This is a genomic window from Promicromonospora umidemergens (assembly GCF_024171995.1).
GTDB classification, from domain to species: domain Bacteria; phylum Actinomycetota; class Actinomycetes; order Actinomycetales; family Cellulomonadaceae; genus Promicromonospora; species Promicromonospora umidemergens.
Window position 1 is genome coordinate 1 of the sequence record NZ_JAMTCT010000001.1, and the last position, 26,006, is coordinate 26,006.

25 protein-coding genes are annotated in these 26,006 nt (G+C 69.1%); 15 read left to right on the plus strand and 10 right to left on the minus strand.

The window, feature by feature from the left end:
• Positions 1–136 precede the first annotated feature (136 nt).
• On the plus strand, positions 137–385 hold the full coding sequence (locus APR04_RS31230) for a GIY-YIG nuclease family protein (RefSeq protein ID WP_372496029.1): 249 nt from the start codon (positions 137–139) through the stop codon (positions 383–385).
• A gap of 678 nt (positions 386–1,063) precedes the next feature.
• Here APR04_RS31230 and APR04_RS00005 read toward each other — a convergent pair.
• Positions 1,064–1,759 carry a hypothetical protein gene (locus tag APR04_RS00005; RefSeq protein WP_253866882.1) on the minus strand — a complete coding sequence of 232 codons (696 nt, stop codon included), beginning with the start codon at positions 1,757–1,759 and terminating at the stop codon, positions 1,064–1,066.
• Between the two features lie 244 nt (positions 1,760–2,003).
• Between APR04_RS00005 and APR04_RS00010 the strand changes: the two genes are divergently transcribed.
• Genes APR04_RS00010 through APR04_RS00025 form a run of 4 tightly spaced genes read left to right on the plus strand, consistent with a single transcriptional unit; the run spans position 2,004 to position 4,298 of the window.
• The gene (locus APR04_RS00010; RefSeq protein ID WP_253867960.1) at positions 2,004–2,798 is read left to right on the plus strand and encodes an ABC transporter ATP-binding protein; all 795 of its coding nucleotides are present in this window, start codon (positions 2,004–2,006) and stop codon (positions 2,796–2,798) included.
• Positions 2,795–3,751: an ABC transporter permease gene (locus APR04_RS00015; protein ID WP_253866883.1), complete on the plus strand. Its 957-nt coding sequence runs from the start codon at positions 2,795–2,797 to the stop codon at positions 3,749–3,751. Before APR04_RS00010 ends, APR04_RS00015 begins: the two co-directional genes overlap by 4 nt.
• A complete protein-coding gene (locus tag APR04_RS00020) occupies positions 3,748–4,107 on the plus strand; it encodes a histidine kinase (RefSeq protein ID WP_253866884.1) in 360 nt (119 codons plus the stop codon). The genes APR04_RS00015 and APR04_RS00020 overlap by 4 nt, the downstream gene beginning before the upstream one ends.
• 29 nt (positions 4,108–4,136) lie before the next feature.
• Positions 4,137–4,298, plus strand: coding sequence for a LuxR C-terminal-related transcriptional regulator (locus tag APR04_RS00025; protein WP_372496031.1), 162 nt, complete (start codon positions 4,137–4,139; stop codon positions 4,296–4,298).
• Positions 4,299–4,367: 69 nt separating this feature from the next.
• Here APR04_RS00025 and APR04_RS00030 read toward each other — a convergent pair whose 3' ends face one another.
• Positions 4,368–5,957, minus strand: coding sequence for an FAD-binding oxidoreductase (locus APR04_RS00030; protein WP_253866887.1), 1,590 nt, complete (start codon positions 5,955–5,957; stop codon positions 4,368–4,370).
• Positions 5,958–6,011: 54 nt separating this feature from the next.
• A complete protein-coding gene (locus APR04_RS00035; RefSeq protein WP_253866889.1) occupies positions 6,012–7,295 on the minus strand; it encodes a phosphoheptose isomerase family protein in 1,284 nt (427 codons plus the stop codon).
• Between the two features lie 707 nt (positions 7,296–8,002).
• On the opposite strand from APR04_RS00035, the gene APR04_RS00040 reads away from it, so the two are divergent.
• Positions 8,003–8,455, plus strand: a complete 453-nt coding sequence (locus tag APR04_RS00040; RefSeq protein WP_253866899.1) for an SRPBCC family protein — start codon at positions 8,003–8,005, stop codon at positions 8,453–8,455.
• Between the two features lie 118 nt (positions 8,456–8,573).
• Complete coding sequence (locus APR04_RS00045) at positions 8,574–10,016, plus strand: FAD-dependent oxidoreductase (protein ID WP_253866902.1); 1,443 nt, start codon at positions 8,574–8,576, stop codon at positions 10,014–10,016.
• Here the strand turns inward: APR04_RS00045 and APR04_RS00050 are convergent.
• On the minus strand, positions 9,970–10,581 hold the full coding sequence (locus APR04_RS00050) for an exonuclease domain-containing protein (RefSeq protein WP_253866909.1): 612 nt from the start codon (positions 10,579–10,581) through the stop codon (positions 9,970–9,972). The two genes, APR04_RS00045 and APR04_RS00050, sit on opposite strands and share 47 nt — an antisense overlap.
• A 590-nt stretch (positions 10,582–11,171) precedes the next feature.
• Between APR04_RS00050 and APR04_RS00055 the strand changes: the two genes are divergently transcribed.
• The gene (locus tag APR04_RS00055; protein ID WP_253866911.1) at positions 11,172–12,827 is read left to right on the plus strand and encodes a sodium:solute symporter family protein; all 1,656 of its coding nucleotides are present in this window, start codon (positions 11,172–11,174) and stop codon (positions 12,825–12,827) included.
• The gene (locus APR04_RS00060) at positions 12,824–12,952 is read left to right on the plus strand and encodes a putative transporter small subunit (protein ID WP_253866912.1); all 129 of its coding nucleotides are present in this window, start codon (positions 12,824–12,826) and stop codon (positions 12,950–12,952) included. Before APR04_RS00055 ends, APR04_RS00060 begins: the two co-directional genes overlap by 4 nt.
• 92 nt (positions 12,953–13,044) lie before the next feature.
• On the opposite strand, the gene APR04_RS00065 is transcribed toward APR04_RS00060, so the two are convergent.
• The 3 genes from APR04_RS00065 to APR04_RS00075 form a co-directional block, all read right to left on the minus strand.
• Positions 13,045–13,824: a DUF899 family protein gene (locus APR04_RS00065; RefSeq protein WP_253866914.1), complete on the minus strand. Its 780-nt coding sequence runs from the start codon at positions 13,822–13,824 to the stop codon at positions 13,045–13,047.
• 139 nt (positions 13,825–13,963) lie between these two features.
• Entirely contained in the window at positions 13,964–15,289 is a 1,326-nt protein-coding gene (locus APR04_RS00070; protein ID WP_253866917.1) for a glycoside hydrolase domain-containing protein, read from the minus strand.
• Between the two features lie 154 nt (positions 15,290–15,443).
• Positions 15,444–16,310, minus strand: a complete 867-nt coding sequence (locus APR04_RS00075) for an NAD(P)H-binding protein (protein WP_253866918.1) — start codon at positions 16,308–16,310, stop codon at positions 15,444–15,446.
• Between the two features lie 112 nt (positions 16,311–16,422).
• On the opposite strand from APR04_RS00075, the gene APR04_RS00080 reads away from it, so the two are divergent.
• From APR04_RS00080 to APR04_RS00100, 5 genes are all read left to right on the plus strand, one after another.
• The gene (locus tag APR04_RS00080) at positions 16,423–17,427 is read left to right on the plus strand and encodes an AraC family transcriptional regulator (protein ID WP_253866920.1); all 1,005 of its coding nucleotides are present in this window, start codon (positions 16,423–16,425) and stop codon (positions 17,425–17,427) included.
• Between the two features lie 9 nt (positions 17,428–17,436).
• Complete coding sequence (locus APR04_RS00085) at positions 17,437–17,928, plus strand: hypothetical protein (protein WP_253866922.1); 492 nt, start codon at positions 17,437–17,439, stop codon at positions 17,926–17,928.
• 164 nt (positions 17,929–18,092) lie between these two features.
• Positions 18,093–19,091 (plus strand): tripartite tricarboxylate transporter substrate-binding protein, encoded by a 999-nt coding sequence (locus APR04_RS00090; protein ID WP_253866925.1) that lies wholly within the window; start codon positions 18,093–18,095, stop codon positions 19,089–19,091.
• 49 nt (positions 19,092–19,140) lie between these two features.
• Positions 19,141–19,671: a tripartite tricarboxylate transporter TctB family protein gene (locus APR04_RS00095; protein ID WP_308292315.1), complete on the plus strand. Its 531-nt coding sequence runs from the start codon at positions 19,141–19,143 to the stop codon at positions 19,669–19,671.
• A gap of 9 nt (positions 19,672–19,680) precedes the next feature.
• Positions 19,681–21,189 (plus strand): tripartite tricarboxylate transporter permease, encoded by a 1,509-nt coding sequence (locus APR04_RS00100; RefSeq protein ID WP_253866927.1) that lies wholly within the window; start codon positions 19,681–19,683, stop codon positions 21,187–21,189.
• Between the two features lie 7 nt (positions 21,190–21,196).
• Here APR04_RS00100 and APR04_RS00105 read toward each other — a convergent pair whose 3' ends face one another.
• From APR04_RS00105 to APR04_RS00115, 3 genes are all read right to left on the minus strand, one after another.
• Positions 21,197–21,943: a TSUP family transporter gene (locus APR04_RS00105; RefSeq protein WP_253866929.1), complete on the minus strand. Its 747-nt coding sequence runs from the start codon at positions 21,941–21,943 to the stop codon at positions 21,197–21,199.
• Between the two features lie 37 nt (positions 21,944–21,980).
• The gene (locus APR04_RS00110) at positions 21,981–22,688 is read right to left on the minus strand and encodes a hypothetical protein (protein WP_253866931.1); all 708 of its coding nucleotides are present in this window, start codon (positions 22,686–22,688) and stop codon (positions 21,981–21,983) included.
• Between the two features lie 295 nt (positions 22,689–22,983).
• Positions 22,984–24,366: an MFS transporter gene (locus APR04_RS00115; protein ID WP_253866933.1), complete on the minus strand. Its 1,383-nt coding sequence runs from the start codon at positions 24,364–24,366 to the stop codon at positions 22,984–22,986.
• A gap of 279 nt (positions 24,367–24,645) precedes the next feature.
• Here APR04_RS00115 and murA point away from each other — a divergent pair, with 279 nt between their 5' ends.
• Positions 24,646–25,962 carry a UDP-N-acetylglucosamine 1-carboxyvinyltransferase gene (gene murA / locus APR04_RS00120; protein WP_253866942.1) on the plus strand — a complete coding sequence of 439 codons (1,317 nt, stop codon included), beginning with the start codon at positions 24,646–24,648 and terminating at the stop codon, positions 25,960–25,962.
• Positions 25,963–26,006 lie beyond the last annotated feature (44 nt).

The window sequence follows — 26,006 nt, forward strand, 5'->3', positions numbered from 1 at the left end:
GCTCCACTCCACGCTCGGTTACCGTACACCGAACGAAGTCGAAGAAGCCTGGCACACGGCGAATATCGCGGCGTAAGAATCATCGGAATCAACTGTCCGAAATTCTTAGGGCCCCTCAGGACTGCAGTTGCGCCGTGTGGGTCGCACCGAACGGCTGACGTTCAGTGACGGTGAAACGGCCCTTTCTGCGTGGATGGATGAGCACGCACGAGTCTGTTGGTACGTCGCCCCAGAGCCGTGGCTCATCGAGTCCAAGCTCATCTCGGAACTCGTCCTGCCACTCAACCTCGACAAGAACAAGCACAGCGGCTTCCATGCAGCGCTGACCGTCGCCCGGCAAAGTCAGCGTGAGACAGCGAGAAACCTACCGGTCTTGCTGCGGTGAACCAGGCCGGGGCAGCGGGATAGAGTCGCAACTGTGACGAGCGCCGATGCCAACCTGCCTGATCACGCGCGTGTCGCGCGCTGTGCCTGAGATCGTAAGTCACGATCACGGTCGCCCGTGTGTGTCTCGGGTGGGGACCCCTTGTCCAAGCACAGGAATGCGATCTGGCCACGCGCCTCGGCTGCCCGCTTCCGGTGTGGCACGCAGCAGGCACGCCCCGCCCCGGCTAACCTAGAAACCGCAGAATCCCAACGATCCCGCGCCACCAAACCACATGATCAACTTCTGATCGCCTGACTGCTCCGACCCGGCGGATACGCCGAAAGGGCAGCTGACCGGCACTGCCGCCTTGCGCCGCCACGCACCGCCAGCCGCCGTTTCTCGTAGTCGCGTGCAACCGGTGTGTGATTCGTCAGGTGCAGGTTCAGCCACGGGGAGGGCCCAGCAGGAGCCAATCCTCCAACTGTCCTGACGCGTCCGTGCCCGCCAGGCGGCAGAGGCCTACGACGCCCACGTGCCGAACGAACTTCTCTCACTCGCTGCCCAAGAGGGCGGTCCCGGTCCACGAGCAGGTGCCCGCCAGTATGCAGATCCAGCCGCACGTCGGTCGGTACAAGTTGCCCTGACCGGCTCGTGGCCCAGTCGGGGTCGCGTCGGGCCACAGCGGTTCCGACCGATCTACGTCGGCTCCCAGACGACGATGTCGAACGCGACGGTCTCGGCGCTGCGGTCGAGCGCTGCGAGTCGCGCGTACGCCGTGCGGCGCTGGTTCGTCTGCACGCACAGGTGCATTCCTTCGACGACGGCGTCGTGGCTGATCGTCTGCTGCCAGGTCGTCAGTGCTTCGCAGTCGGCCCGGCTGGGGGTGCTGCTCATGACCGTGAGCCGAACCCCCTCGACGCCGGCGTCGCCGTAGCAGAGGTCCTGGAAGACCGACGCCGCACCCCAGTCGGCTGAGGTGCTGTCCAGGTCGAGGCAGCTGTGGAGCATCACCTGGACGGGCGAGTCCGTCTGGCGCCGGATGTCCAGGACCACCGCCCCGGGCGGATCGCCCGCGGCCTTCTCCGGGGCGTCTCCGTCGCCGTCCGGCTCCTGGGGCGCTGCGCCGTCGTCCGCCTCGCTGCGCAGGCGCTCGTTCTCCTCGCGCAGCTCCTGGTTCTGCTCGTCGAGGTCGTCCAGCTCGCGGTCCAGGCTGCTGTTCTGGTCGCGGAGGGCGGCCAGCTCGTCCTCGAGCTGATCGTTGGTCGTTCCGAGGTCGCGAACTTGCGCCTCAAGCTCGGATGATCCGGGATCGGGACTGTCGGAGCCGATCAGGTCTTCGCCCCATGCGGTGGCGACGCCGCCTAGGATCGCCGCGAGGACGGCGGCGATCACGGCGTCCGTATGCTGCGCTAACCGGCGCGTGGGGCGCTCAGGCGCGCGGGTCTGTTCCCTGTCCACTGCCGCCCAGGATAGCGGGCATCCATCGCTGGTCCGATGCGGTGCCAGAAAGGCCCCTGAAGTTCCGGCCCAAGGGATGCTGGCCGGCCTTGTCCGGTTGGGCGGTAGTGCCAGCGTTACCGCCGAGACAGTCGCCAGCGCCATCGACCCCGGCGCACGACTGGCGTGGGATGAACACATGTCGTTCCCCTCCTCGCAATCGGTTCCACCACCGTCGTCCGGAGCCTCGTCGAGCGACGGGCCCTCGCCCGCCGTGCGCACAGCCGAGCTCACCCGTACCTTCGGTCATCAACCAGCCGTGGTCACCGCACTGGATCGCGTATCGGTCGCGTTCGAGGCGGGTCGGTTCACCTCGATCATGGGGGCGTCGGGATCGGGCAAGTCGACCCTGCTGCACTGCCTCGCGGGTCTCGAGCGGCCAGGCTCGGGGTCGGTCCATGTCGCCGGAACAGATCTCGCGCGTCTTTCGGACGCGCAGCTGACGACGTTGCGCCGCGACCGGCTCGGGTTCGTCTTCCAGGCGTTCAACCTGATCCCGACCCTGACCGCCGAAGAGAACATCACTCTGAGCGAGCGCATCGGTGGACCCCGGATCCAGCGCGAGTGGATGTCCCATCTGGTGGAGGTCCTTGGGCTCGGCGATCGCCTGAAGCATCGGCCCAGCGAGCTGTCCGGTGGACAACAGCAGCGTGTGGCGATCGCCCGGGCGCTGGCACACCGCCCGGCGGTCGTCCTCGCCGACGAGCCCACGGGCAACCTGGACTCGCATGCCAGCAGTGAGGTGCTGAGCTTCTTGCGTCTGGCGGTCGAGCGGTTCGGCCAGACGGTGGTGATGGTGACGCACGATCCCGTCGCTGCCGCGGGCACCGATCGAGTCGTGTTCCTCCGGGACGGCCGGGTGGACGGTGAGCTCCAGGACCCGTCGGCCGACGGCGTCCTGGCCCGCCTGGCCTCCAGGGGGTCAGCGGCATGATCACTCTCGCCTGGCGCAGTCTGGCGGCACGGAAGCTCGCCATCCTCGCCGCCCTGCTCTCGGTCGTCGTGGGCTCGTCGCTGGTGACGGCAGGCTTGCTGGTCGCCGGTTCGCAGGAACAGCAAGGGGCAGCGAGCGTGACGAGCTGGCGGTTCGACGGCGTCGATGCTGTCGTCAAGCCGCCCGCGAGCGTCCAGCTGAACAGCGGTCTCGCACTCGACCTGCCGTCCATGCCGCAACTGAGCCCCCAGCAGATCGACGACGTTCGCCGAGCACCCGGGGTCACCGCGGTCACGCTGGAGTCGCCGTTCCCCGCGTATCTGGTCGCGCCCGACGGCACGGTGACCGGCGATGCCTTCACGCGTTCGTGGGGGCATCCGTGGTCGACGGCGGTCGCCGACAGCGCGTCGCTCGTCGCGGGCCGGGAACCGAGCCGGCCAGGTGAGGTAGCGGTGGACGAGTCCGTGGCGATGCCCGCCGGAGTCAGCGTCGGCGACAGCGTTCCGGTCGTGCTCGCCGCGAGCACCGAAGAGCTCACGGTGAGCGGCATCGTGCGGCGTCCGGGAGAGCAGTTCGAGCACGCCTTGTTCTTCACCGACGAGGCCGTGGCACGGTTCGGCGGCGCTCCGGTCGCGGCGCTGGTCTCCCTGACCGACGCCGAAGCGCTGCGGAACGCTGTTCCCGGCCTCCAGGTCTTCACCGGCGAGGATCGCGCGGGGAGCCTGCAGCTCGATCCGCGTCAGGCCGAGCTCGCCGGCGGGTCCGGCCAGTTCGTGATGGTGATCGCGTTCCTGTCCTTGACGATCGCAGTGTTCGTCATCTGCAGCACGCTCACCGTCTCCATCGGGCAGCGGCGACGCGAGCCGCTGTCACCGCCTTTTCGGACCTGCCGACGTCGGCGGCCGACGACGATCCCCTCGCCCATGTTGGATCTGCCGCGCTGGGACTCTTGATCCTGGCGCTCGGTCTGTATCTCGTCACGCTTGCCGCCGAGGGGCAGCGATACCTCACGCGCCAGCTCGTCAGCGAGCCCGCCGACGAGATCGCGGAGCGGCTGGACGACCTCACTCGCTCCCGCGCGCGACTGACGACCGCCTTCGACGATGAACGACGGCGGATCGAACGCGATCTGCACGACGGCGCCCAGCAACAGCTGACCTCTCTCGTCATGACACTCGGCACCCTGCGCTATCAATATGACCGCGACGACGACGTCACGCCGCTCATCGATCAGGCCCACGCCGATGCGCAACGGGCCATCGACGAGCTCCGGGACATCGTGCACGGCATCTACTTCTCGAGGAGCTGACGCCCCGCGAGACGGAGGTGCTTGCCCTCATGGCCGAGGGCAGGACGAACACCGCTATCGCCGTCGCACTGGTCATCACCGAGGCGGCGGTCGCCAAGCACATCAACCGCATCTTCGCCAAGCTCCAGCTCAGCGTGGACGACACCACGCACAAGCGGGTGCAAGCGGTTCTCACCTATCTTCGGCAATAGCCCGCCGTCCGAGGTCGCCCGACGCCGTCGGGCGACCTCGGACGGCGGGCCAGACGTGGTGAGCTCACATCACTCCACCGGGATCGACTGCCCGTGATGGAAGATGTCCGCCGAGTCCCAGCGGCGCTTCACGGCAACGAGGTTCCGCTCGTTCTTGCGGAAGTTGTCGAGGAAGTAGAGCCGCAGCGCGTCATCGACGGTGCCCTTGGCATGTGTGCCGAGAACGCTGTCCGGATAGTTGTAGTACGCCCCTGCGACCGTTCCGCTCGGATCCTTGGCCGGGTTGGGAGTCCCGCCGTACTCGGCGTAGACGTCTCGGTAGAACTCGTTGATCCATCCAAGATGGGCTTCGGTCTGGGCGTCGTAGGGAGCGTGGCTTCCCTCGCCAGGACGCGCGTCATTGAGCCAGTAGGTCTGATACTGCAGCTTCATGATGGCGCTGCGCTGGGGAACCGCAGTCACGTCGGAGGCGACCCGGTTGATGGCGCCCCCGTAGCTGTCGACCTGCAAGAGACTCTGGCTCATGTCCGACGTGGAAACACCTTCCGGCGTCGTGTTGAGCCAGCGGTAGATCTTGTCGACCTGATCCGAGGGAAAGGCCTTGTTCATGTACGCGGACTTGTACTTGCCGAACTGGTTGGGACCCGACCCGTTCATGGTCTGCAGCGCTTCGAGGTAGGTGACGTGTTGCACCTTCTCGTTGCCTATGAGGTCTGTCATCCACCCCGGATGGCCGCCGAGCGGGTTCCGCAACGGCGTATGGTCGACGATCGCCCCGAAACGCGTTCGCGCCTCTCGGTACCGTCGCTCGGTCTCGGCCCGGTGGTCGAGGAGAGTGGTCCCTGCGGGGGAGACGGCCTGGACCGTCATGCCGAGCTGCCCGGCCGATACATGCGTCAGCTTCAGCAGGCTGAACTCGGTCTCGGGCATGTCACCCACGAACTCTGCGTAGTAGGCGAGCAGGTCCGCGAAGGAAGCCGTGTCGACCGATGACCAGTCCCAGGAGAGGGTGTAGATCGAGGCGAGCTCCGGGGCCTCGGGCAACTCATTGAAGTAGTAGCGCAGGATGACACCGAAGTTCCCGCAGCCGGCCCCCCGGAGGGCCCAGAAGAGCTCTTGCTCGTCCTTCGTGCTGGTCGCCGACACGTGGTGCAGCTCGGCCTTCTTGGACGAGTCGTTCCAGGTCACGATGTCGACCGCGCTGAGGTGGTCGACGACCAGACCGTGCAGTCGCGACAGGAGCCCGTATCCACCGCCGGTGATGTGGCCCCCGGCACCGACCGAGTAGCAGGTTCCTCCGGGAAGTGTCTTGTTGAAACCGTTCAGCAAGGCTCGGTAGACGGACCAGTTCTCACAGCCTGCCTCGACGAAGAACGCAGACCGCTCTTTGTCCCAGCCGACACGGTTCATCGAGGACATGTCGATGATGGCCCTGGTCGAGCCGTTGTAGACGAAGTTCTCGTAGCAGTGGCGTCCGGACACGACCTTGACGTCGCGCCCGTGACGGGAGATGGCGTCGGTGATCTGTGAGACCGCCTCGGTATCGTTCTTGGGCACATAGACCGCCTCGAGCTTCGAGGCGAACCAGCGCCGGTCGAATCCTTGACGGTCACTGAGCACTATGGGACGGGAACCGGTGCTCGCAGGCGAGTTGGACATGTTGAGGCCTCCATGCTCGAAAAGGGATGGCTGCGGAGTACTGCCGAGAGGGTTTCAGTAGCCGCGTTCCAGAAAGTTCGCGTGGGCCCGGTCGTCGTACTCGCTCGCCCCGACCTCCCAGTAGTTCTGCCAGTAGTTGGGCGTCTGGCCGCGTTCGACCATGCGATAGGTCCATTGAGCAGTCAGGAGCCAGAGCACCAGATTCCCCGAGATCCCGCTGACCGGGCACACCGGCTCGTCAAAGCCCGGGATGTCGAGGACACCCGCGCCGTCACCGCTGTGCGTGCTGATGGCGAGATCCACGTGCTTGTTGAGCGGGTCGGTACCCCCATGTCCATCGAAGGGGCCGAAGGCGACGACCATGGCGCCGACCTGCTTGGCGTGCTTCGCGACCTGGATCTCGTCGCTGTTGTCGGCGCTGATCGCGCCGATGAGCACTATGTCGTTGGCCTTGAGCTGCGTCTTGTACAAGTCGTACGGCTGCATGATCATGCTGCCGGCAGCCGTCTCGTAGGCCTCGTTGACGAACATGCTCTGAGTGCCTTCGTAGGGCGTTCCGGTCTGTGCATGCCCGTACACGAGAAGGCGTGGGCGGTCTGCGGCCCTCGCGGAGCGCAGGATGCGGTCGGTCCAGGCGCGCGCCACCCGGTCGATCACCTCGAACTCACGCCGGCGGATACGTTCGAAGCTCCTCAGGGCGTGGTCGAGGTACTCGCGAGCCGCGTCGGCGCCGTCGTCGGATCCTTCGGTACTGATCTGCGTGCACAGAGCAGCCGTACAGGCCCAGTAGACGAGGAACTGCGAGATGCCGCTGGAAGAGATGATCTTGAACTCTGGAATTGCCGGGGTCGAGATCACGCCGGCGCTCCAGGTGCAGCCGCTGTCGAGCACACGGTCGCAGATCTGCTCGAGCGAGGTGCCCATCTTGACCGGCAGGAAGGCTCCGACAGGGGTCTTGTAGAAGCGGGCGTAGCTGCAGGTGATACCGACGGTGTACGCGCCACGGGCGCGAGCCTCGTCGGGGCCGACATCGGGAATGGTTCCTTTGTCGGGGTTGATGAGCGACGCACCGTTCGTGAGCAGGAAGTCGCCCGGTTTCATCTGGTCGTAGTCCGCCGAGATCTTCCGGTCGGCACGCTGTGGCAGCACCGAGGGCTGACCAGGAAGGCCGGCATTCGCCGCGAACATAGCAAAATGTCCCACCAGGACGTGCGAGAAGATCCGGCCGCCGGAGGCCCGGCACGTGTAGGCGACCTTCATCGCCTCACAGATTCCGGTGATCTGTGTGTCTCGAACATGGAGACCGATGCGCTCGATCTCGGCGTAGAAGAGGTCCATGTAGGACGTGCCGGAGAGAAGAGGAGAAGAGGAGAAGCCGAGGGCTCGTTCATGTGTGCTTCCTTTCAGGTTTCGCAGCCGGCGTCACCGGACGGATGCCTGTTCGCTGATGGCGTGGGTGGGCGTGCTGAAGGCTCATCGGATTGATCTTTTCCCTCGCGCCGAAGGAAGGTGCGGTGTGTTCATCGAGCCGTCGCGCGCCGGGGTGCCGTTGGTAGAGCGGAGAAGTCACCGAAGGGCCTGGTCGCTACAGTGCGACCTCGACGGGTTTCCGCCGTCTCGGCGAATTCCCGGATGCGCCAATATGCGCCGTACTATCTCTGTGGCAGATGAGACGCGGCCGACCTGCGAATCTGGGTGGTGGGCCTCACGATGGGGATCACGGTCTCGCGTCTGCCGGGACTACGAGGATTTCGCTGCCGGTCGTGTCGTCTATGGAGGCCAGCAAGTTTCCCATGATGATGAACCCGCCTACGATGATTGCCGAGTTGGTGCTCCGGTCAACAGGGAGGCGAAAGCGCATTCGCGCGGACTCGTTGCCTTGACTCATGAGATTGAAGCTTGCTGCGCATTCGGCTCTGGATCAAGAGTCTCACGTAGCGCCGTGCGTGCAAGGCGGAGCGCTGCGGCGACAGCTGGCGCGCATGTCGTCTGATGACGGGTCGGTGATGGCGGCGCATGAGCGCCCGCGCCGGTAGGGTCCCAGCATGGCTGGTCTGCGGCGTTACCGCGACGTGCGTGCCACGACGATCGGTGCTCCGCCCGAGGCGGTGTGGCGCGCGGTCCTGGACCAGGTCGAGGTACTCGGGCAGCCGGACTGGTACGTACGAGCCATCAACTGCCGCGATACGCGGGCCTCGGGCCCGCGCCCGCTCGCGGCCGGCTCGGTGGTGCCGGGATTCCAGGTCACGGCGGCGGACCCGCCGGGCTGCCTCGTGCTCGACGGCGTCCACCGTTTCTCGGTCTACACCCTCACCTTCCGGCTGGTGCCCGACGGCGACGGCACGCGTCTGGAGGCGCACACCGACGCGACCTTCCCGGGTGTGCTCGGTGCGGTCTACCGGCTCCTGGTGATCGACTCGCGCCTTCACAAGGTCGCGACCTGGAGCATCGTGAAGCGCATCCGACGCCGGGGCGAGCCGGTCAGATCTCGGCGCTGAGCGCCCCGCGACCGCTGTGCCTGGTCCAGGGACGGGCGCACCAGAGGTCGCCGGCCTGACCACGCGCGAGGGCCGGACTGCGCTGGTGGCGACCAGGTCCGCCGGGCACACTCGACGCATGGCTGACCGCACTGACCTGACCAGCACGCCCCTGCCCGCCGGCCTGCCCGCCGAGCTCGACGTCGACCTGGCCGTCATCGGCTTCGGCAAAGGGGGCAAGACCCTCGCCGCCGCCATGGCCGGACGGGGTGCCCGTGTCGTCATGATCGAGCAGTCGGACCAGATGTACGGCGGCACGTGCATCAACATCGGGTGCGTCCCCACCAAGGCCCTCGTGCACGACGCGGAGCACGGCGCGGACTCCCTGCCCGGACCCACCCGGTACCACCGCGCGGCGCAGCGCACGGAGACCCTGACCGCCATGATGCGTGGCAAGAACTTCGCCATGCTCGACACCCGCGAATCCGTCACCGTGATCACCGGGACCGCGACCTTCGCCGACCCGCACACCCTGAGGGTCCAGGCGGGCGACGACACCCTGCACGTCACCGCCAGGACCATCGTCATCAACACCGGTGCCGACCCGGAGGTCCCGCCCGTCCCGGGCCTGAGCGAGAGCACGCACGTGGTCACGAGCACCGGGCTGCTCGCTCGCGCTGAACGCCCCGACGACCTGGTCGTCATCGGCGGGGGGTACGTCGCCGTCGAGTTCGCCTCCATGCACGCCGCCTTCGGCGCCAACGTGACCCTCCTTGAACGCGGGGAGCGCATCCTGCGCACCGAGGACGACGACATCGCCGCCGCTGCCGCGGAGATCCTCATCGAGGCGGGCGTCACCATCCGCACCGGTACCAGCGTGACCCACATCGAGGACGACGACGCCTGCGCACTGGTCAGGTACACCGACCAGGACGGTGCGGAGCAGATCGTCCGGGCCGACACGGTGCTCGCCGCGGTCGGACGCCGTCCCCACACCACTGGCCTCGGCCTGGACGCGGCGGGGATCGAGACCGACGACCGCGGCGCCGTCGTCGTCGACGAGCACCTGCGGACCACACAGCCGCACGTCTATGCGGTCGGCGACGTCAACGGCGGCCCGCAGTTCACCTACGTCTCGCTCGACGACTACCGCATCGTGCTCGACCACCTGGTCGGAGAGGGGCGGCGCACGACGGCGGACCGCAAGGCCGTCGCCCTCGCGCTCTTCATGACGCCACCCCTGGCCCGGGTCGGCCTCACGGAGGCCGAGGCCCGCGCCTCCGGCCGTCCGCTGCTCGTCGCGAGGCGCCAGGTGGCCGACATGGCGACCGTCCCGCGAGCACGGATCGTGCACGATCCCCGCGGCATGATGAAGGCCGTCGTCGACGCCGAGACCGACCAGGTCCTCGGCGTCACGATGCTCAGCCACGACTCCCACGAGACCATCAACACGGTCGCGCTCGCCATGCGCCACGGCATCACGGCCGGCGAGCTGCGCGACGAGATCTACACCCACCCGTCCATGACCGAGGCCTTCAACGACCTGTTCGCCAACCTGCGCCCGGACGACGAGCGAGGGTGACGCCGGCGAGCACGTCCGAGCCGTGGAACGCCGCGAGCCCAGCCTGATGGCACAGCGCGACCGTCACGTGCGCGGCGGCGATCGTGTCGGCGAGCGCGTCGTGGTGGGTGAAGGATGGCAGCCCGAGCGCAGTGGTGACCTGCGGCAACGAGTACTTCGGCAGCGTCAGGTGCCGCCTCGCCATCCGGAGCGCGTCGACCCATTCGTTGGGCGGCGCCGTGAGCCGGTAGACCGCTGACGCCTTCTCGAACATGGGCCGGTCGGCGGGCACGTTGTAGGCCACGATCGGGTCGGCGCCGATGAAGTCGACGATCGTCGCGTGCACGGCCTCCCACGACGGGGCGCTCGCGACGTGCTGGGCCTGGATCCCGTGGGCGCGGACGTTGTAGAACCCGAAATCGTCGTAGCCGATCGGTGGTCGCACGAGCGTTCCGTGGGTCTCGACGACCTGACCGTCCCGCACCCGGGCGACACCGACAGCGCACACGGACGCCTTGTTCGGATTGGCTGTCTCGAAGTCGATCGCGGTGAACGAGAGCCCAGGTAGGGGCAGGGGAACCGGCACGCCGTGATCGTAACGAGCATCGGGTGCGCCTTCGCCACGCCGCGCTCGGCCGCTCCACGGACAGTCCGTCCGCGGCGGACTGCTCCCCGCTGCTCAACACCAACCGGCGAACAGCGTTTGACCCATCTTGACCCGCGAGGCTCATGGATAGAACGATTTGGGCATCGCAGTGCGTTTCTATGGTAGAAACATTCCCGACGGACCGCCTTCGCCAGCGCCCAGCGCTGCACCGGTGGAACTCCCCGGCCCCGCGTCGCCGCCGCGCCCTTGCGTGAGCCCCCAGGGTCCGTCACCGCCTCGCCGGCACTGCCTGTGCCGGCACCCGAAGGTCGCTGGCCTGCGCCGTCGTGCGCCCTGGCCCGCACCGCGATGAACGAAAGGAGCTCTGTGCTCTTCTGCCGGCCAGCACAGCACAGCACCACCCGAGCCTGCGGGGCTCGCCCAGTACGTCCACGGCGGGTCTCGCCCACTTAGCTGCCGTTCCCACTGCACCCGTTCATCCGGTCCGATTCCGGCCCGGTTCCTGACGAGAAAGTGAGAACGCCTTGGGCGACCTACAACAACTTTCCGGGCCCGTCGTGGTCCTCCTCATGCTGCTGTTCTTCGGCGGCAGCTTCTACATGTCGGTCCGCATCAGCAAGAAGAAGGAGAACGCGGACGGCTATATGACCGGCGGCGGGAACATCGGGTTCGGCATCTCCGCCGCCTCGATGACCGCCACCTGGATCTGGGCGTCGTCGATGTACGCGTCCGCCACCTCCGGCTACACGTACGGGATCTCCGGCCCCATCCACTACGGGCTCTGGGGCGCCCTCATGATCCTGCTCATCTACCCCTTCGGGCGCAGGATCCGTGCCGTGGCACCCCGCGCGCACACGATCGCCGAGGTCATGTTCGCCCGGCACGGCCGCTCGAGCCAGCTCATGCTCGCGGGCTCCAACGTGCTCGGCAGCGTGATCAGCCTGACGTCGAACCTCATCGCCGGCGGAGCGCTCATCGACCTGCTCACGCCCTACACCTTCACGCAGGGCATCATCGCGATCGCGGCCGGCGTGCTCCTGTACACGCTCTGGTCCGGGTTCCGTGCCTCGGTGCTGACCGACTTCGCCCAGGTGCTCGCCATGCTCGGCGCGGTAGTGGTGATCATCCCGGTCGTGTTCTTCGCCGCCGGCGGCCCAGGCCTGTTCGAGAGCGGCGCGGAGAACCTCACGCCGCAGCAGCAGGACTTCTTCTCCTCGGACGCGTTCTTCAACCAGGGCGCGCCGTACATAGCGGCGGTGCTGGCCTACGCGATCGGTAACCAGACGATCGCCCAGCGGCTCTTCGCGGTCCGGGAAGACCTCATCAAGAAGACCTTCGTCACCGCGACGTTCGGCTACGGGGCGACGATCATCGGCGTCGGGATGCTCGGCGTCATCGCCCTGTACGCGGGCGTCGAGCCGCTGGGCGGCGACCTGAACAACCTGATCCCGCAGATGGCCGCCACCTATCTGAACCCCGCGCTCCTGTGCCTGTTCTTCGTGATGATCATCGGCTCGCTGTCGTCGACGGCGGACTCCGACCTCACAGCCCTCTCGTCGATCGTCATGACGGACGTCTACGGCCAGAACATCGCCGGGAAGAAGCGCGCCAACCCGCGCACGATGGTCCTCATCGGCCGGCTCACCATGGTCGTGGCGATAGCGGCAGCACTTGTCTTCGCAGGGTTCAAGCTGAACATCCTGGACCTGCTGGTGTTCGTCGGCGCGCTGTGGGGAGCGCTCGTGTTCCCCGTCATCGCGAGCTTCTACTGGGGCCGCGTCACGAACCTCGCCTTCAGCGTCGCGGTCGTGGCGGGCCTCGCGGCCTTCCTGCCGGTCCGCTTCTCGTGGGTCGACCTCTCCGGTGGGCTGGGGCTCGTCTCTGACGTCCTGTCCACCGTCGGCGTCGGGATCGTGCTCGGCCTGATGGCCTTCGGCTTCTTCGGCAAGCGGGTCGCGCTGGTGGTGGGCACGGTCGCGACACTGGTGGCGGCGCCGTTCGCGATCGGGTTCCTGCACACCTACCCGGTGCTGTCCGGATCGCTCGTGGCCTACGCGGTGAGCACGATCGTCTGCGTCGGACTGACCCTGCTGAACAAGGGGACGTTCGACTTCGCGCTCATCAAGGAGCGCACCGGCGACTTCGACACCGAACCGGGCACGAAGAGCCTGGACGACCAGCCGCGCCAGGGTGAGCCTGTCGCGGCCCGAGGGGAGATCTCATGACAGTCCTGCTCACGCTCTACGTGCTGGTCTGGCCGCTCGTCGTGGCCGGCGTGCTCTTCGTGATCGGGCGCGCCTTCTACCGCGAGCTGCGCGCGGCCAAGGCTGAGGGGCGCAGCATCATCTAGCGCCCATGCCGGCCCGCCCGGTGGCCGGAGGGCCTGGACCCGCGGATCTCCGCAGGTCCAGGCCCTCTGTGCTGTCGCGCCTCGGACGCGCCTCAGTGGTGGTGCTCGTGCCCGGCGCCGGGCACGACCGGCGCCGCCCCCGGACGCGTCCACTGGGGCACGGGCCGGCTGGTCGGTCCCCAGGTGGCGCCGCCGTCGGCGTCCGTGGCCCAGTACCAGCAGGAGGCCCGGCCCTCCGGCCAGCCCTCCGGCATGTCCTCCCAGGCCTCGCCGCGACCGTAGGGCGTCATGTCGAGCAGTCCGAACACCCCGGAGGCCGGCTCGTTGCCACGGCCCGTGGTCCGGTAGGTGAGGTACACGCGGTCGCCGTCGCGCAGGAAGCAGGCGATGTGGCCCATGTCCACGCCCACCGGTGCCGCAAGCTCGCGCACCGAGTACCAGGGCTCGGTGTAGCCCATGAACTCCAGGTACGGGGCGACCTCGTCCCACGGGCCCTCGGTCAGCATCGCGAACGAGACCCCGCGCACGGCGAGATACGGGGCGGCCTGCTGGATGTGCCAGGCGTTGATCGTGCATCCGGGGCACTGGCCCTCGAACGGGTCGCCGTCGTGCCACATGTGCTGGTAGACCACCAGCTCGTCGCGGCCTTGGAACAGGTCGATGAACGGCACCGGTCCATCAGCTCCGGCAACCTGGACCGTACCGTCGAGCTCGACCATCGGCAGCCGGCGTCGGGCCGCGGCCAGCGCGTCGCCCGCACGCGTGTGCGCCTTCTCCCGGGCCAGGAGCTCCTCGCGGGTGGCCTGCCAGGTGTCCCAGTCGACGACGGTCGGCCGAGCTGGTCGGCCGGTCCGGGTGGACGTCTCGGTCATGGTGCCCTCCAGCGTCTCGGGTTCGGGCGCCGCGGCGGCGCCCCACCTGTCCGACGGCGAACCGGTCGTGAACTCATCGGCGCCCGCCTGACCAGGCGGCCCGGGAAGTCTCGGATCGGTCAGCCGTCAGGGACGCTCCTCACAGGCACCTCGGCACCGGCGCGCTCCAGCTCCTGTTCGACCGGTTCGACACGTAGTAGTCGCTGACCCAGCGCCCGTCGCGCAGCTTGTTCCATACCGAGGTGGTGCCCGTCCGGCTGCCTGCCTTCTGGCACATCACGGCCGCCAGCGAGCCGCGCCGCAGCGGGCTGCCGGTCGTCGGGTACGACACCCCCGGACCGGTGCGGGCGTTGAGCGAGTCCGTCGTGACCTGTCCGGGGTAGATGCAGCGGGGCAGCGACCTGGTGAACCCGGTGCTCGACGGTGTCGAGACGTAGTAGTCGCTGACCCACGCTCCGGTGGTGAGCCGGTCCCACACCGTGGTCGGGCCGACCTTCTGTCCGGTGCCCTGGCACACGACGGACAGCGAGGAACCGGGTGCATGGGCGCGGACCACTGGGTAGGAGGTGGACGGCCCGGAGCGGGCGTTCAGCGAGGTGCTGCTCGTCACCCGGTAGGTGCGTGCGACGGTCGCGACAGGTGCCTCGATCGCGTCGGAGTCGATGTTGATCTTCACTCCGCCCCAGGTCTCGTCGTGGTCACCGCGGTACTGCTTCGCGCGCTGATCGGCGGCCCAGTGCGAGTTCGGCGCCGTCGGCCAGCCGGACAGCGACGCGTTGCCGTCCCAGCGGGCCATCCACACCGCGTCCGGCCGGGCGTACGTGGTGGAGGTGTACGAGTCCGAGAGGTCGCGCAGCCCCGAGTCCTGGTGGACGTACACGCCTGCCAGATACCCCGACGAGTGCAGCGTCTTCGTCCAGGCCGAGACGTACCGCCGCACCGCCGTGCGGCAGGCGGAGTCGGTGCGGTCGTAGTGCTCGACGTCCGCGTACAGGGCGCTTCCCGACCGCATGCCAAGGGCCTTGGCCTTCGCGACGGCGTCCGTGGCGTCAGAGTTCCCCCGGGACGTGGCGTTGGCAGCGGTATAGCGGTTCGGCTTGTCGCCGCGCATGCAGTACGGCTGGTACCCGAAGTAGGTGGGCAGCAGCTTCCAGCCCATCGCGGAGGCGTCGCGCACCCACGCGGCGGTCAGGTTCGGCTGGGAGCAGCCGCGGTTGTTGCCACCGAAGTACATGTTGACGACCCGGTAGGGCGACGTCCCCTTCCATGCCTTCAGCGCCGCCAGCGACGGTGCGGTGCACGTGTCGAAGCCGAGGCTGTCGGCCCGCGTCACGGTCGACGCCGACCGGTAGGCGACTGGCGTCTCGGGCTCGGCAGCTGCGGGGACGGCGAGCCCGACGAGCACGAGAGCCAGGCTGCTGCCGAGAGCGGCCAGGCCTCGCACGGCCTTGTGTGTGGCGACCATGGGGCACCTCCGGGAGACGGTCCGTTCGCCTCTTCGAAGTATGCGCCGATGACCGGTGTTTGGCTGGGCCCCGTCGGTAACGATTCAGGCCGCCCGGATCGCCCGCGACCGACCCGGGCCTGACGGCGCGCCGCCACGCCCGGGTCGGTCCCGGTCATGGCGTGCTCGGAGCAACCAGGACGGGCCGTGCCGGCGCGAGCGCCTCCGTGAGCACGGTCCGGACGTCGCTGGGCGCGCGCCCGAGGACCTGGCGGACGCCGTCGGTCGGCGTCTCGTTGCGGCCGTCGAGCACCTCGCGGCAGAGCTCGGTGAGCAGCGTCGCGGTCTCGGCTCCCGCCTCGGCGGCGACGGCGGCATGGAACTCGTCGAAGCCCATCGGCAGGTACCGGACGTCGCGCCCGGTGATCTCGGTGAGCAGCGCGGCCACCTCGGCCAGGGTGAGCGACTCGGGGCCGGTCACCTCGTACCGGCGGCCCGCGTGCCCGTCGCAGGTGAGCGCCTCGACGGCCACCGCGGCGACGTCGTCGACGGAGATGAACGGCTCCCGCACGTCACCAGCGGGGAGCGCGAGCACCCCGGTCCGCAGAGCGCTGTCCAGCATGCCCTCGGTGAAGTTCTGGGTGAACCAGCCTGCGCTCACGACCGTGGCGGGGATGCCGGAGCCGAGCACGATCTCCTCGCAGCGCCGGGCGCCCTCCTCGCCGCGTCCGGAGAGCAGCACGACGCGTCGCACACCGGCCTCGCGGGCCACCTCGGTGAGCCTGGTGATCACGACGTCCGCGCCGGGCGCCGCGAGGTCCGGCACGTAGGTGACGTACAGGCGGTCGACGCCGTCCAGGGCGCCGGCCCAGCTGTCGGGCCGCTCCCAGTCGAACCTGATGGTGGTGCCGCGGGCGAGCCGGCGGACGGTGTGGCCGCCGGCCTCGAGGAGGGCCGTGACCCGGCGCCCGGTCTTGCCGGTGGCGCCGATGACGGCGAAGGTCGTGGTGTCCGTGGTGTCCGTGGTGGTGTTGGTGTCCATGCGTCCACCCTGGGCTTCGCGGGGCGGACGGAACAGCCCCGCGAGTCCGCGGTCCTGTGCCGTGCGTCCAGGATCCCGGACGTCCGGCAGATCGGCATGCCAGGCTGGACGCATGGTCAACACGCCTCCCGGTCAGGCCGGCCCCGTCGGCGACGGTCTCCACCTGCTGCGCTTCACCGGGGCGCTGTACTGCCAGGCCGACCTGACGGCGCCGTGGGGCGTCGCGTTCCCCGCGATCGAGCCGTGCATGATGCTGCCGGTGGTGCTCGCCGGGCGGTGCGTCCTGGAGATCGGGGGCGAGCGGCACACTCTTGAGGCCGGCAGCGCCGCGCTGATCACCCGCGGTGTGCCGCACCGGCTGCTGAGCGCGGCCGGCGCGCCGAGCACCGGGCTCTTCGACATCCCCGTCGAACGGGTCGGCGAGACCTACGAGCGCATGCGGTTCGGTGGCGGCGGCGAGCGCACGCAGATCGCCTACGCCGCGATGACCGTCGACGAGCCGCTCACCGCCCGGCTGGTCGCCGAGCTGCCCGACCTGATCCGGGTGGACGCCTGGGCGGACGGCGAGCCTGGTGCGTTCGGGACCGTGCTGCGGCTGCTGGCCCACGAGGCGCAGACCCTTGAGCCGGGCGGTGAGGCGGTGATGACGCGGCTCGCCGACGTGCTCGTCATCCACGTGCTCCGCCAGTGGCTGAGCACGTCCGACGAGGCACGCACCGGCTGGCTCGCCGCGCTGCGGGACCCGCACGTGGGGCGCGCGCTCAGCAGGCTGCACGCGCGGCCCGAGCAGGCCTGGACCCTCGTGGAGCTCGCGCGAGAGTCGGGGATGTCGCGCTCGGCGTTCGCCGAGCGGTTCACCGCGCTCCTGGGCGAGCCGCCGATGCGTTACCTGGCCGGCTGGCGGCTGCAGCAGGCGCACACGGCGCTGACGACCACCACCGACCCGGTCGCGTCGATCTCCCGCCGCGTCGGTTACGGCTCCGAGGCGGCGTTCGGCAGGGCCTTCAAGCGGCACCACGGCATGTCGCCCGGCGCGGCGCGCCGGGCCCGCCCGGCAGGGTCCCCTGGCTCGCTGCGGACGGCGGTGGACGCAGTCGACGGGGGAGGGCGGCGGTAACCTGCGGTCATGAACGAGCAGTCCGTCTACGGGCGGCCCCTCACCGAACGCAGGGCGCCGCGCCGCAGGGCGTGGTTCTGGATCGTGCTGGGTGTGGTGGTGCTGCCGCTGCTCGCGTTCAGCGCGGTGGTCGTGCTCTTCCTGACGTCCGACGACCCGTTCGGCGCCGAGCCCGACCTCATCGACTGTGCGGAGGCCCTGGGCGCCGCCGGGCTGGAGACCTTGCCGGCCGGCGCAGAGCCCGAGTGCGCGGAGGGCGGTTTCCAGGACGCGTTCGTGACCATCGACTTCGTGGCGCCGCAGGCCGACGTCGACGCGTGGCTCCGGACGGAGCTCCCCGGCACCGAGCTGCAGGCCGAGGGCTGCGTCGACGTCGACGGGTGCCTTCAGGTCGGCTACGGCGAGCCGGACGCGCCGGAGAACGGCTGGACGCTGGACATCGACACCGTCGACCGGGCCGACGGCACGGTCGCCGTCGCGGTCGCGGCCTACTCGCTCTGACGCCCGCACGGCCGGTCGGTCGCTGCCGGAGCAGGTCACCGTTCGGTCAAGCCGCCTTAAGTTTGTGGCGAGCGTCACATGCGCAGAGGTACTGTCGCGGTCTCGACCGGATCTTGCCCCAGACGGATCAACTTCTGCCGGATCAACGATGATCGGAGACGGACATGACCCCTGCCGGACCCCGGAAGGTGGCCGCGTCCAGCGCTGCGCTGGCCGGCCTCAGCCTCGTGCTGGCCGCTTGTTCCTCTGGCGCTGACCCCGCCGACTATCCCGACGACGACATCGACGTGATCGTCCCGTTCTCCGCGGGCGGTCCCACCGACACCGTGACGCGCATGATCGCCGAGCCCATGTCGGAGGACCTCGGCGTCCAGCTGGTCGTGCAGAACATCGACGGCGCTGGTGGCACCGTCGGCGCGGGACAGGCCGCCACCTCGGACCCGGACGGCTACACCGTGCTCATGCACCACATCGGCATGTCCACGGCGCCGGCGCTCTACGAGGACCTCGCCTACGACCCGATCGCCGACTTCAAGCCGGTGGGCCTCGTCACAGAGGTGCCCATGACGATCATCGCGAGCTCCGACTTCGAGCCGGAGACGTTCGAGGAGTTCGTCACCTACGTCCAGGAGAACGCGGACACCGTGACGATGGCGCACGCCGGCGAGGGCTCCGCGTCCAACCTGTGCGGCCTGCTGCTGACCGACGCGCTCGGCGTCGAGGTCACCGCCGTCCCGTACGACGGCACGGGGCCCGCGATGGCCGAGCTGGTGGGCGGCCAGGTCGACTTCATGTGCGACCAGACCACGAACACGACTGGCCAGATCACGGCGGGCGAGGTCAAGGCCTACGCGGCGACGACGCCGGAGCGCATCGAGGCGCTGCCGGACCTGCCCACCACCACGGAGGGCGGCCAGCCGGACATCCAGGTGAGCGTGTGGCACGGCCTGTACGTCCCGGTCGAGACCCCCGACGAGGTCGTCAGCCAGCTCACCGACTCGCTGCAGGTGGCGCTGGCCGACGAGAAGGTCATCGACCAGATGGCCGACCTCGGCACGGCCCCCGTGAGCGAGGAGCAGGCCACCCCGGAGGCCCACGCCACCCTGCTCGAGGAGCAGACCGCTACCTGGGCCGACATCATCGGCTCCGGTCAGGGAGGCTGAGATCGGCGTCCTGCGGCCCCGGTCGACGAGCGACCTCGTCGCGGGCCTGATCTTCCTCGGGCTCGGCGCGGCCTTTGCGATCGGTGCGCTCGGGTACGACCTCGGCTCGCTCCTGGAGATGGGGCCGGGGTACGTGCCCCTCGCCCTGGGGGTCGTGCTCGCGGCGCTCGGCCTCGCCACGGCCGTCAAGGCGTACGTCGCGCCGGACCCGGCCCCCGGTGCGGCGCCCGCGGGCGCGGTGGCCGACGCCGGCGTGTCGGACGGCCCGCTGGACGGCCCGGCGACCGACGGCGGAGCAGCCGATGCCGAGGAGCTCGACACCCGGCCCCTCGCCGGTATCCAGTGGCGCCCCACCGTGGGGGTGTTCGCAGCGGTGACCTTCTTCGCGCTCACCATCGACGGGCTGGGCCTGGTGCCCGCCACGTTCGGCACCGGCCTGCTCGCGGCGCTGGCCCGGCCCGGCACCCACCCGGTCCGGGCGCTCGTCATCGCCGTCAGCCTGACGCTGGCGAGCTGGGTCATCTTCGTGGTCCTGCTGCAGCTGCGCCTGGCGCTGTTCGGCGACTGGCTCGGCGGGTAGGGGGCGGCGATGGACCTGCTGGACAACCTCGCGCTCGGGTTCTCCGAGGCGCTCCAATGGCACAACATCCTGTTCTGCCTGCTCGGCGTCGCGCTCGGCACCGCCGTCGGCGTGCTGCCCGGCATCGGGCCGACGGCGACCATCGCCCTGCTGCTGCCGATCACGTTCGGGTTCGACGACCCGACGTCGGCCCTCATCATGCTCGCCGGCATCTACTACGGCGCCCAGTACGGCGGGTCCACGACGGCGATCCTGCTCAACCTGCCGGGAGAGTCCTCGGCGGCGGTGACCGCCATCGACGGGCACCAGATGGCGCGCGCCGGGCGGGCCGGCGTGGCGCTCGCGGTCGCCGCCCTCGGATCGTTCGTCGCGGGGACCGTGGCGACCGTCGTGCTCGCGGTGGCGGCTCCGCCGCTGGCCCGGGCAGCTCTGGCGTTCGGTGCCCCGGAGTACTTCTCGCTGGTGGTGCTCGGCCTCATCGCGTCGATCGCGCTGGCGAGCGGGTCCACGCTCAAGGCGCTCGCGATGATCGTGCTGGGTCTCCTGCTCGGCACGATCGGCCAGGACCTGGACACCGGCACGCCACGGTTCACGTTCGGTGTTCGCGAGCTGTACCAGGGGCTGAGCTTCGTCGCGGTCGCCGTCGGCGTGTTCGGCATCGCGGAGATCCTGCGCAACCTGCACGACCCCCGCACCAGGACCCGGATGGTGAGCCGTGTGTCGAAGCTCTGGCCGAGCCGGAGCGAGCTGCGCCGGATCGTCGGCCCGGTGCTCCGTGCGACCGGCCTCGGGTCGCTGCTCGGCGTGCTGCCGGGCGGCGGGCACGTGCTCGCCGCGTACGCCTCGTACGCGGTGGAGAAGCGGGTCTCACGGAATCCCGGCGAGTTCGGGCACGGGGCCATCGAGGGCGTGGCCGGACCGGAGTCGGCGAACAACGCCGCGGCGCAGACGTCGTTCATCCCGCTGCTGACGCTCGGCCTGCCCGCGCACCCCGTGATGGCGCTCATGGTCGGGGCGTTCATCATCCAGGGCATCACACCTGGCCCCGGTGTCATGACCGAGCAGCCTGCCCTGTTCTGGGGCCTGATCGCGTCGATGTGGATCGGCAACGTGCTGCTGGTCCTGCTCAACCTGCCGCTCATCGGCCTGTGGGTGCGCATGCTCTCTGTGCCCTACTCGGTGCTGTTCCCGGTGATCGTGGTGTTCGCCTGCATCGGGACCTACGCGCTGGGGCAGAACCCGTACCACGTGTTCGCGGTGGCGGTCTTCGGTGTGCTGGGCTTCGTGCTCGTGCGCACCGGGTGCGAGCCCGCGCCGCTGCTCCTCGGGTTCGTGCTCGGTCCGCTGCTCGAGGACAACCTGCGCAGGGCCCTGCTCATCTCGCGGGGCGACCCCACGGTGTTCGTCACGCGCCCCATCTCGGGCGTGCTGCTCGGGCTCGCGGTGCTCGCGCTGGTGGTGGCGGTGCTGCCGGCGATCCGGCGCAAGCGGGACGTGGTGTTCGCGGAGGACGAGTGACCCTGGGTCAGACAGTCAGCAGGCCACGGACCAGGGCCGTGACCGCGCCGGTCACGGCGACCGTCAGTGCGACCCGGGCCGCGACCCGGGTAGGGATGCGGCGCGCCAGGACGGTGCCGAGCCCGACGCCCGCGAGCACCCCGGCGAGGAGCACCGGCCAGACCCACCACGCAGGGAGGGAGCCGGGCGGGATCGCGCCGAGGCCGAGCTTCGTCGCGACCGACATGGTGTTCATGACGATCAGGAGCGGCTGCAGGGTCGCGGCGAACGAGCGATGGTCCCAGCGGGTGGCCAGCGCGTACGCCGTCCAGGCCGGCGCGGCCACTCCCGACGTGGTGTTCATGAAACCGGCCGCGAGGCCGGTCACCACGGCGACGGAGCGGCCCTTGACCCGCACGCGGCGGCGCAGCACCGCCGAGGCGGCCAGCGCGGTCAGCACGGACCCGCCCACGATGACGTCGAGCCAGGCGGAGTCGGCCTCCCGGACCGTGAGCGCGCCGAGCGCGGAGCCCACGAGCATGAGCGGCAGGACCGTGCCGACGCGCCGCCAGTCCACCCGGTCCCGCAGGGCCCGCAGGATGAGCAGGGCGGTGACGATCGCCGCCACGTTGCTGACCAGCACGCCCACCGACGCGCCGAGGAGCACCGTGAGCACGGGCGCCGCCACCATCCCGAGGCCCATCCCGGCGACGCGCTGCAGCCCGGCTCCGAGTACGACGGCGGCACAGGCGGCGATCAGGGCCGTGGTCTCCACGCCGTCACGCTATCCCGCTGCGTGGACCGGCTACGAGTTAGCGGGGGCGAGCTTTCAGCACGGTCGTCACACGCTGCTGGCCGGAAGCCCATTGTTCGGGCACTGTGTCGACAGCGCGAAGGACGTCCAGGACATCGGTGAGTCGGTGACTGACTACGCCGGTCCGTATCAGCGGCTCGAGATGAGCGACTCTGTTTCGCAGCAGGTGGATGTCGTGCACCTTCGCGGTCAGCAACCGTGATGACGTCGTCAACTTCGGAAACGCATCACGAAGTGCTTCGTTCCACAGTCGCTGCCGTCCAGGGTCTTTGTTGGGGAGCAGATATCGCCACGTTCCGAGGGAGAGCTGCGAGAGCACGTCGGAATGGGCGACGGAGCGGCTCGGCTGCCAGGCCCTGGCGCTTGTCGTCGCATGCTCGTGAGCCTTACGAATGTCCTGCCCGTTCCTCGTGAGCCGTATCAGCAGAGGTGCCGGGTCGAGCAGCCAGTCAGGGGAGTGGAAGCCGAGGCCGTTCGCGTTGGGCTGCTTGGCATTCCAGGCGCACAGCCGCTCGTCCATCGCGTTCCTGAGGACGACCTCGAACATGTGGAGCAGCTCGTAGACGGCCCCTGAGAGCTCGCGGTTCCAGTCGTAGAGCCGTAATGCGCTTCGCGCATTGCCCGATGCCTCGAGCTGATACGGAGCAAACCGTGGCGGGCTGATCCAACGGGTGAGGGGTGGAGCGGTAGCAGCGGTCGTCGTCACCTTGTGGAAGCCTCCGTGGCCGGATATCGTGGATATCGAAGGCGGAGGCAGGTCACTCCGTTCGAGCTTTTCCACTGGGTCCGCCGGTTTTCACCGGCGGGCCCTTTGGCTTTCCGGAAGTACCGACTCCGTAAGCCTAGAGAGGTCTAGCTCGGTTCGCGCGCGGAGGTGCTGACCTTGTGGACCAGGACCGAGTGCGGTAGCGGGTGCTCAACGTCCGACGCCGTCGCGCAACTCCTGGAACGGAAGCTGCGCGACGGCGTCGGGTGTGATCGCAGGCGCGAAGTGCGGGCTCTCAGGCCGAGACGTTGTCGTCGTAGTCGACGTCGCGGGTCTCGCGCTCCAGGAGCAGCGCGACGAGCGTGACGACTCCCATCGCCGCGAGGTAGATGCCGACGAGGACCGGCGAGCCGTCGGCCTTCGCCCAGAGCCACACCGCGATGAACGGTGCCAGCGCCGCGCCGAGCACCGACGACAGGTTGTACGCGACCGCGGAGCCGGTGTACCGCACGTTGGCCGGGAACAGCTCGGGCAGGACGGCGGCCATCGGGCCGAAGGTGAGGCCCATGAGCGTGAAGCCGATGATCAGCAGGCTCTGCACGCCGATGTGGCCCGCGGAGAACAGCGGCACCCACACCCCGCCGAACAGCACGATCGCGACCGTGACCCAGATGAGGTGCGCGCGCCGGCCGAACTTCTCCGCCATCGGCCCGGAGACCAGCGTGAAGATGCCGAAGAACACGACGCCGATGATCAGCATCCAGAGGAAGTCGATCTTCTCGTAGCCGAGGCCGGCGGGGGAGCCGTCGGTGGGGTTGGTGGGGGCGATGCCGTAGTTCAGCGTGAACGTCGTCATCAGGTAGAACAGCGCGTAGGTGGCGAGCATGATGAACGTGCCGGACACGATCTGCTTCGACGACGTGCGGAACACGCGGGCCACCGGCAGCTTCGCGACGGCGGAGGACTCGACCACCTTGCGGAAGGCCGGGGTCTCGAGCAGCGAGAGCCGTACCCACAGGCCGATGATCACGAGGATCGCGGACGCGAGGAACGGGATGCGCCAGCCCCAGGTGGCGAACTGCTCCGGCGTCAGGGCGCTCGACAGGGAGATGAACACCGTGTTGGCAAGTATGAAGCCGATGGGTGCGCCCAGCTGCGGGAACGTGCCGTAGATGGCCCGCTTGCCCTGCGGCGCGTTCTCCGTCGCCAGCAGCGCGGCGCCGCTCCACTCGCCACCGAGGCCGAGGCCCTGGCAGAACCGGCACAGCACGAGCACGGCCGGTGCGGCCACCGCCCAGCCCGGGGTCGACGCCGCAGGGATGAGCCCGATCAGGACCGTCGCGATACCCATCGTGAGCAGCGACGCCACAAGGGTCGCCTTGCGGCCGACGCGGTCGCCGAAGTGGCCGAACAGCACCGAGCCGAGCGGCCGCGCGACGAACGCGACGCCGAACACGGCGAAGGACGACAGGAGCTGGGTGGTGGGGTCCTCGGCGTTCGGGAAGAACAGCGCGGGGAACACCAGCGAGGCCGCGGTGGCGTAGATGTAGAAGTCGTAGAACTCGATGGACGTACCGATGAGGGACGCGACGACGACGCGGCCCCTGGGGTTGCCTGCAGAGGGCGCGCCCTGCTCGCCGGGGGCGGTCCCAGCGGTCGGTGATGCGGAGGTGCTCATGCCCGGGACATTAAGCAGCCTGTCCGCGATCCGGGAAGCGCGTCTCATTTAGTGGACGCGCCCTTGACGTAGGGTGCTGGCGCGTCTCCGCACGAGCGCGGGGATCGTGGCGTGTCGGCCTGCGACCGGGTGCATCACGGGTGAAGGTGTAGTGAACGGTGAATACTCCCGTCCGTGCGCATGTTGGCACGACCGGCGGTGGGGGGCAGTATCGACCGGGCGCCCCCGGCCCCGCCACCGGAAATCCATCATCGGAACGAACGAGACGACGACGAGCATATGAACGATCTGCTGTATGTGAACGGCGGCACCCCGCTGAACGGGACCATCACCGTTCGAGGGGCAAAGAACTTCGTGTCGAAGTCCATGGTGGCTTCTCTGCTGGGGGAGACCCCCAGCGTGCTGCGGAACGTACCGCAGATCCGTGACGTCAAGGTCGTCTCGGGGCTTCTGGACCTGCACGGTGTGAACGTCAAGTACGACACCGACGCGGGCATCCTGGACCTCGACCCGTCCAACGTGGAATCGGCCCACGTGGCCGACATCGACGCCCACGCGGGCTCCAGCCGCATCCCGATCCTGTTCTGCGGGCCGCTGCTGCACCGGCTCGGCGAAGCATTCATCCCCGACCTGGGCGGTTGCCGCATCGGCGACCGGCCGATCAACTACCACCTCGACATCCTGCGCCAGTTCGGCGCCGTCGTCGACAAGCGGGCAGGCGGCATCCACCTACGGGCGCCGCGCCGCCTGCAGGGCACCAAGATCTCCCTGCCCTACCCGTCGGTGGGCGCCACGGAGCAGACGCTGCTCACTGCAGTACGCGCGGACGGCATCACCGAGCTGTCGGGCGCGGCGATCGAGCCAGAGATCATGGACCTCATCGCCGTCCTCCAGAAGATGGGCGCCATCATCTCGGTCGACACCGACCGCGTGATCCGTATCGAGGGCGTCGACCGCCTCGACGGCTACACCCACACCGCGCTGAACGACCGGATCGAGACGGCGTCGTGGGCCTCGGCCGCCCTCGCCACCGGCGGAGACATCACCGTCAAGGGCGCTACCCAGCCCGAGATGATGACGTTCCTCAACACGTTCCGGAAGGTCGGCGGCCGGTTCGAGGTGCAGGACGACGGCATCCGCTTCTGGCACGCCGGCGGCCAGCTCAAGTCCATCGTGCTCGAGACCGACGTGCACCCCGGGTTCATGACCGACTGGCAGCAGCCGCTCGTCGTCGCGCTCACGCAGGCCACCGGCCTGTCGATAGTGCACGAGACGGTGTACGAGAACCGCTTCGGCTTCACCGACGCGCTGCGCAAGATGGGCGCGACGATCCAGGTCTACAAGGAGTGCCTGGGCGGCCGCGACTGCCGGTTCGGCCAGCGCAACTTCCACCACTCCGCCGTCGTCTCCGGCCCGACGCCGCTCTCCGCGGCCGACATCGAGGTGCCCGACCTGCGCGGCGGCTTCTCGCACCTCATCGCGGCGCTCGCTGCCAACGGCCGGTCCACGGTCCGCGGCATCGGTCTGATCGACCGCGGCTACGAGAACTTCCAGTACAAGCTGGAGGCCCTTGGCGCGGACGTGGCCCGCGCCTGACCCATGGTTGTGAGCGCGATCGTTGCGCCTGAGACGGGCAGGTG

What these genes read in the sequence shown, in the direction of transcription:
- APR04_RS00010 (WP_253867960.1), top strand. Translation starts at nt 2,004, where the DNA reads ATGTCGTTCCCCTCCTCGCAATCGGTTCCACCACCGTCGTCCGGAGCC.
- APR04_RS00015 (WP_253866883.1), top strand. Translation starts at nt 2,795, where the DNA reads ATGATCACTCTCGCCTGGCGCAGTCTGGCGGCACGGAAGCTCGCCATC.
- APR04_RS00025 (WP_372496031.1), top strand. Translation starts at nt 4,137, where the DNA reads ATGGCCGAGGGCAGGACGAACACCGCTATCGCCGTCGCACTGGTCATC.
- APR04_RS00030 (WP_253866887.1), bottom strand. Translation starts at nt 5,957, where the DNA reads ATGTCCAACTCGCCTGCGAGCACCGGTTCCCGTCCCATAGTGCTCAGT.
- APR04_RS00035 (WP_253866889.1), bottom strand. Translation starts at nt 7,295, where the DNA reads ATGGACCTCTTCTACGCCGAGATCGAGCGCATCGGTCTCCATGTTCGA.
- APR04_RS00040 (WP_253866899.1), top strand. Translation starts at nt 8,003, where the DNA reads ATGGCTGGTCTGCGGCGTTACCGCGACGTGCGTGCCACGACGATCGGT.
- APR04_RS00045 (WP_253866902.1), top strand. Translation starts at nt 8,574, where the DNA reads ATGGCTGACCGCACTGACCTGACCAGCACGCCCCTGCCCGCCGGCCTG.
- APR04_RS00055 (WP_253866911.1), top strand. Translation starts at nt 11,172, where the DNA reads ATGCTGCTGTTCTTCGGCGGCAGCTTCTACATGTCGGTCCGCATCAGC.
- APR04_RS00060 (WP_253866912.1), top strand. Translation starts at nt 12,824, where the DNA reads ATGACAGTCCTGCTCACGCTCTACGTGCTGGTCTGGCCGCTCGTCGTG.
- APR04_RS00065 (WP_253866914.1), bottom strand. Translation starts at nt 13,824, where the DNA reads ATGACCGAGACGTCCACCCGGACCGGCCGACCAGCTCGGCCGACCGTC.
- APR04_RS00070 (WP_253866917.1), bottom strand. Translation starts at nt 15,289, where the DNA reads ATGGTCGCCACACACAAGGCCGTGCGAGGCCTGGCCGCTCTCGGCAGC.
- APR04_RS00075 (WP_253866918.1), bottom strand. Translation starts at nt 16,310, where the DNA reads ATGGACACCAACACCACCACGGACACCACGGACACCACGACCTTCGCC.
- APR04_RS00080 (WP_253866920.1), top strand. Translation starts at nt 16,423, where the DNA reads ATGGTCAACACGCCTCCCGGTCAGGCCGGCCCCGTCGGCGACGGTCTC.
- APR04_RS00085 (WP_253866922.1), top strand. Translation starts at nt 17,437, where the DNA reads ATGAACGAGCAGTCCGTCTACGGGCGGCCCCTCACCGAACGCAGGGCG.
- APR04_RS00090 (WP_253866925.1), top strand. Translation starts at nt 18,093, where the DNA reads ATGACCCCTGCCGGACCCCGGAAGGTGGCCGCGTCCAGCGCTGCGCTG.
- APR04_RS00100 (WP_253866927.1), top strand. Translation starts at nt 19,681, where the DNA reads ATGGACCTGCTGGACAACCTCGCGCTCGGGTTCTCCGAGGCGCTCCAA.
- APR04_RS00115 (WP_253866933.1), bottom strand. Translation starts at nt 24,366, where the DNA reads ATGAGCACCTCCGCATCACCGACCGCTGGGACCGCCCCCGGCGAGCAG.
- murA (WP_253866942.1), top strand. Translation starts at nt 24,646, where the DNA reads ATGAACGATCTGCTGTATGTGAACGGCGGCACCCCGCTGAACGGGACC.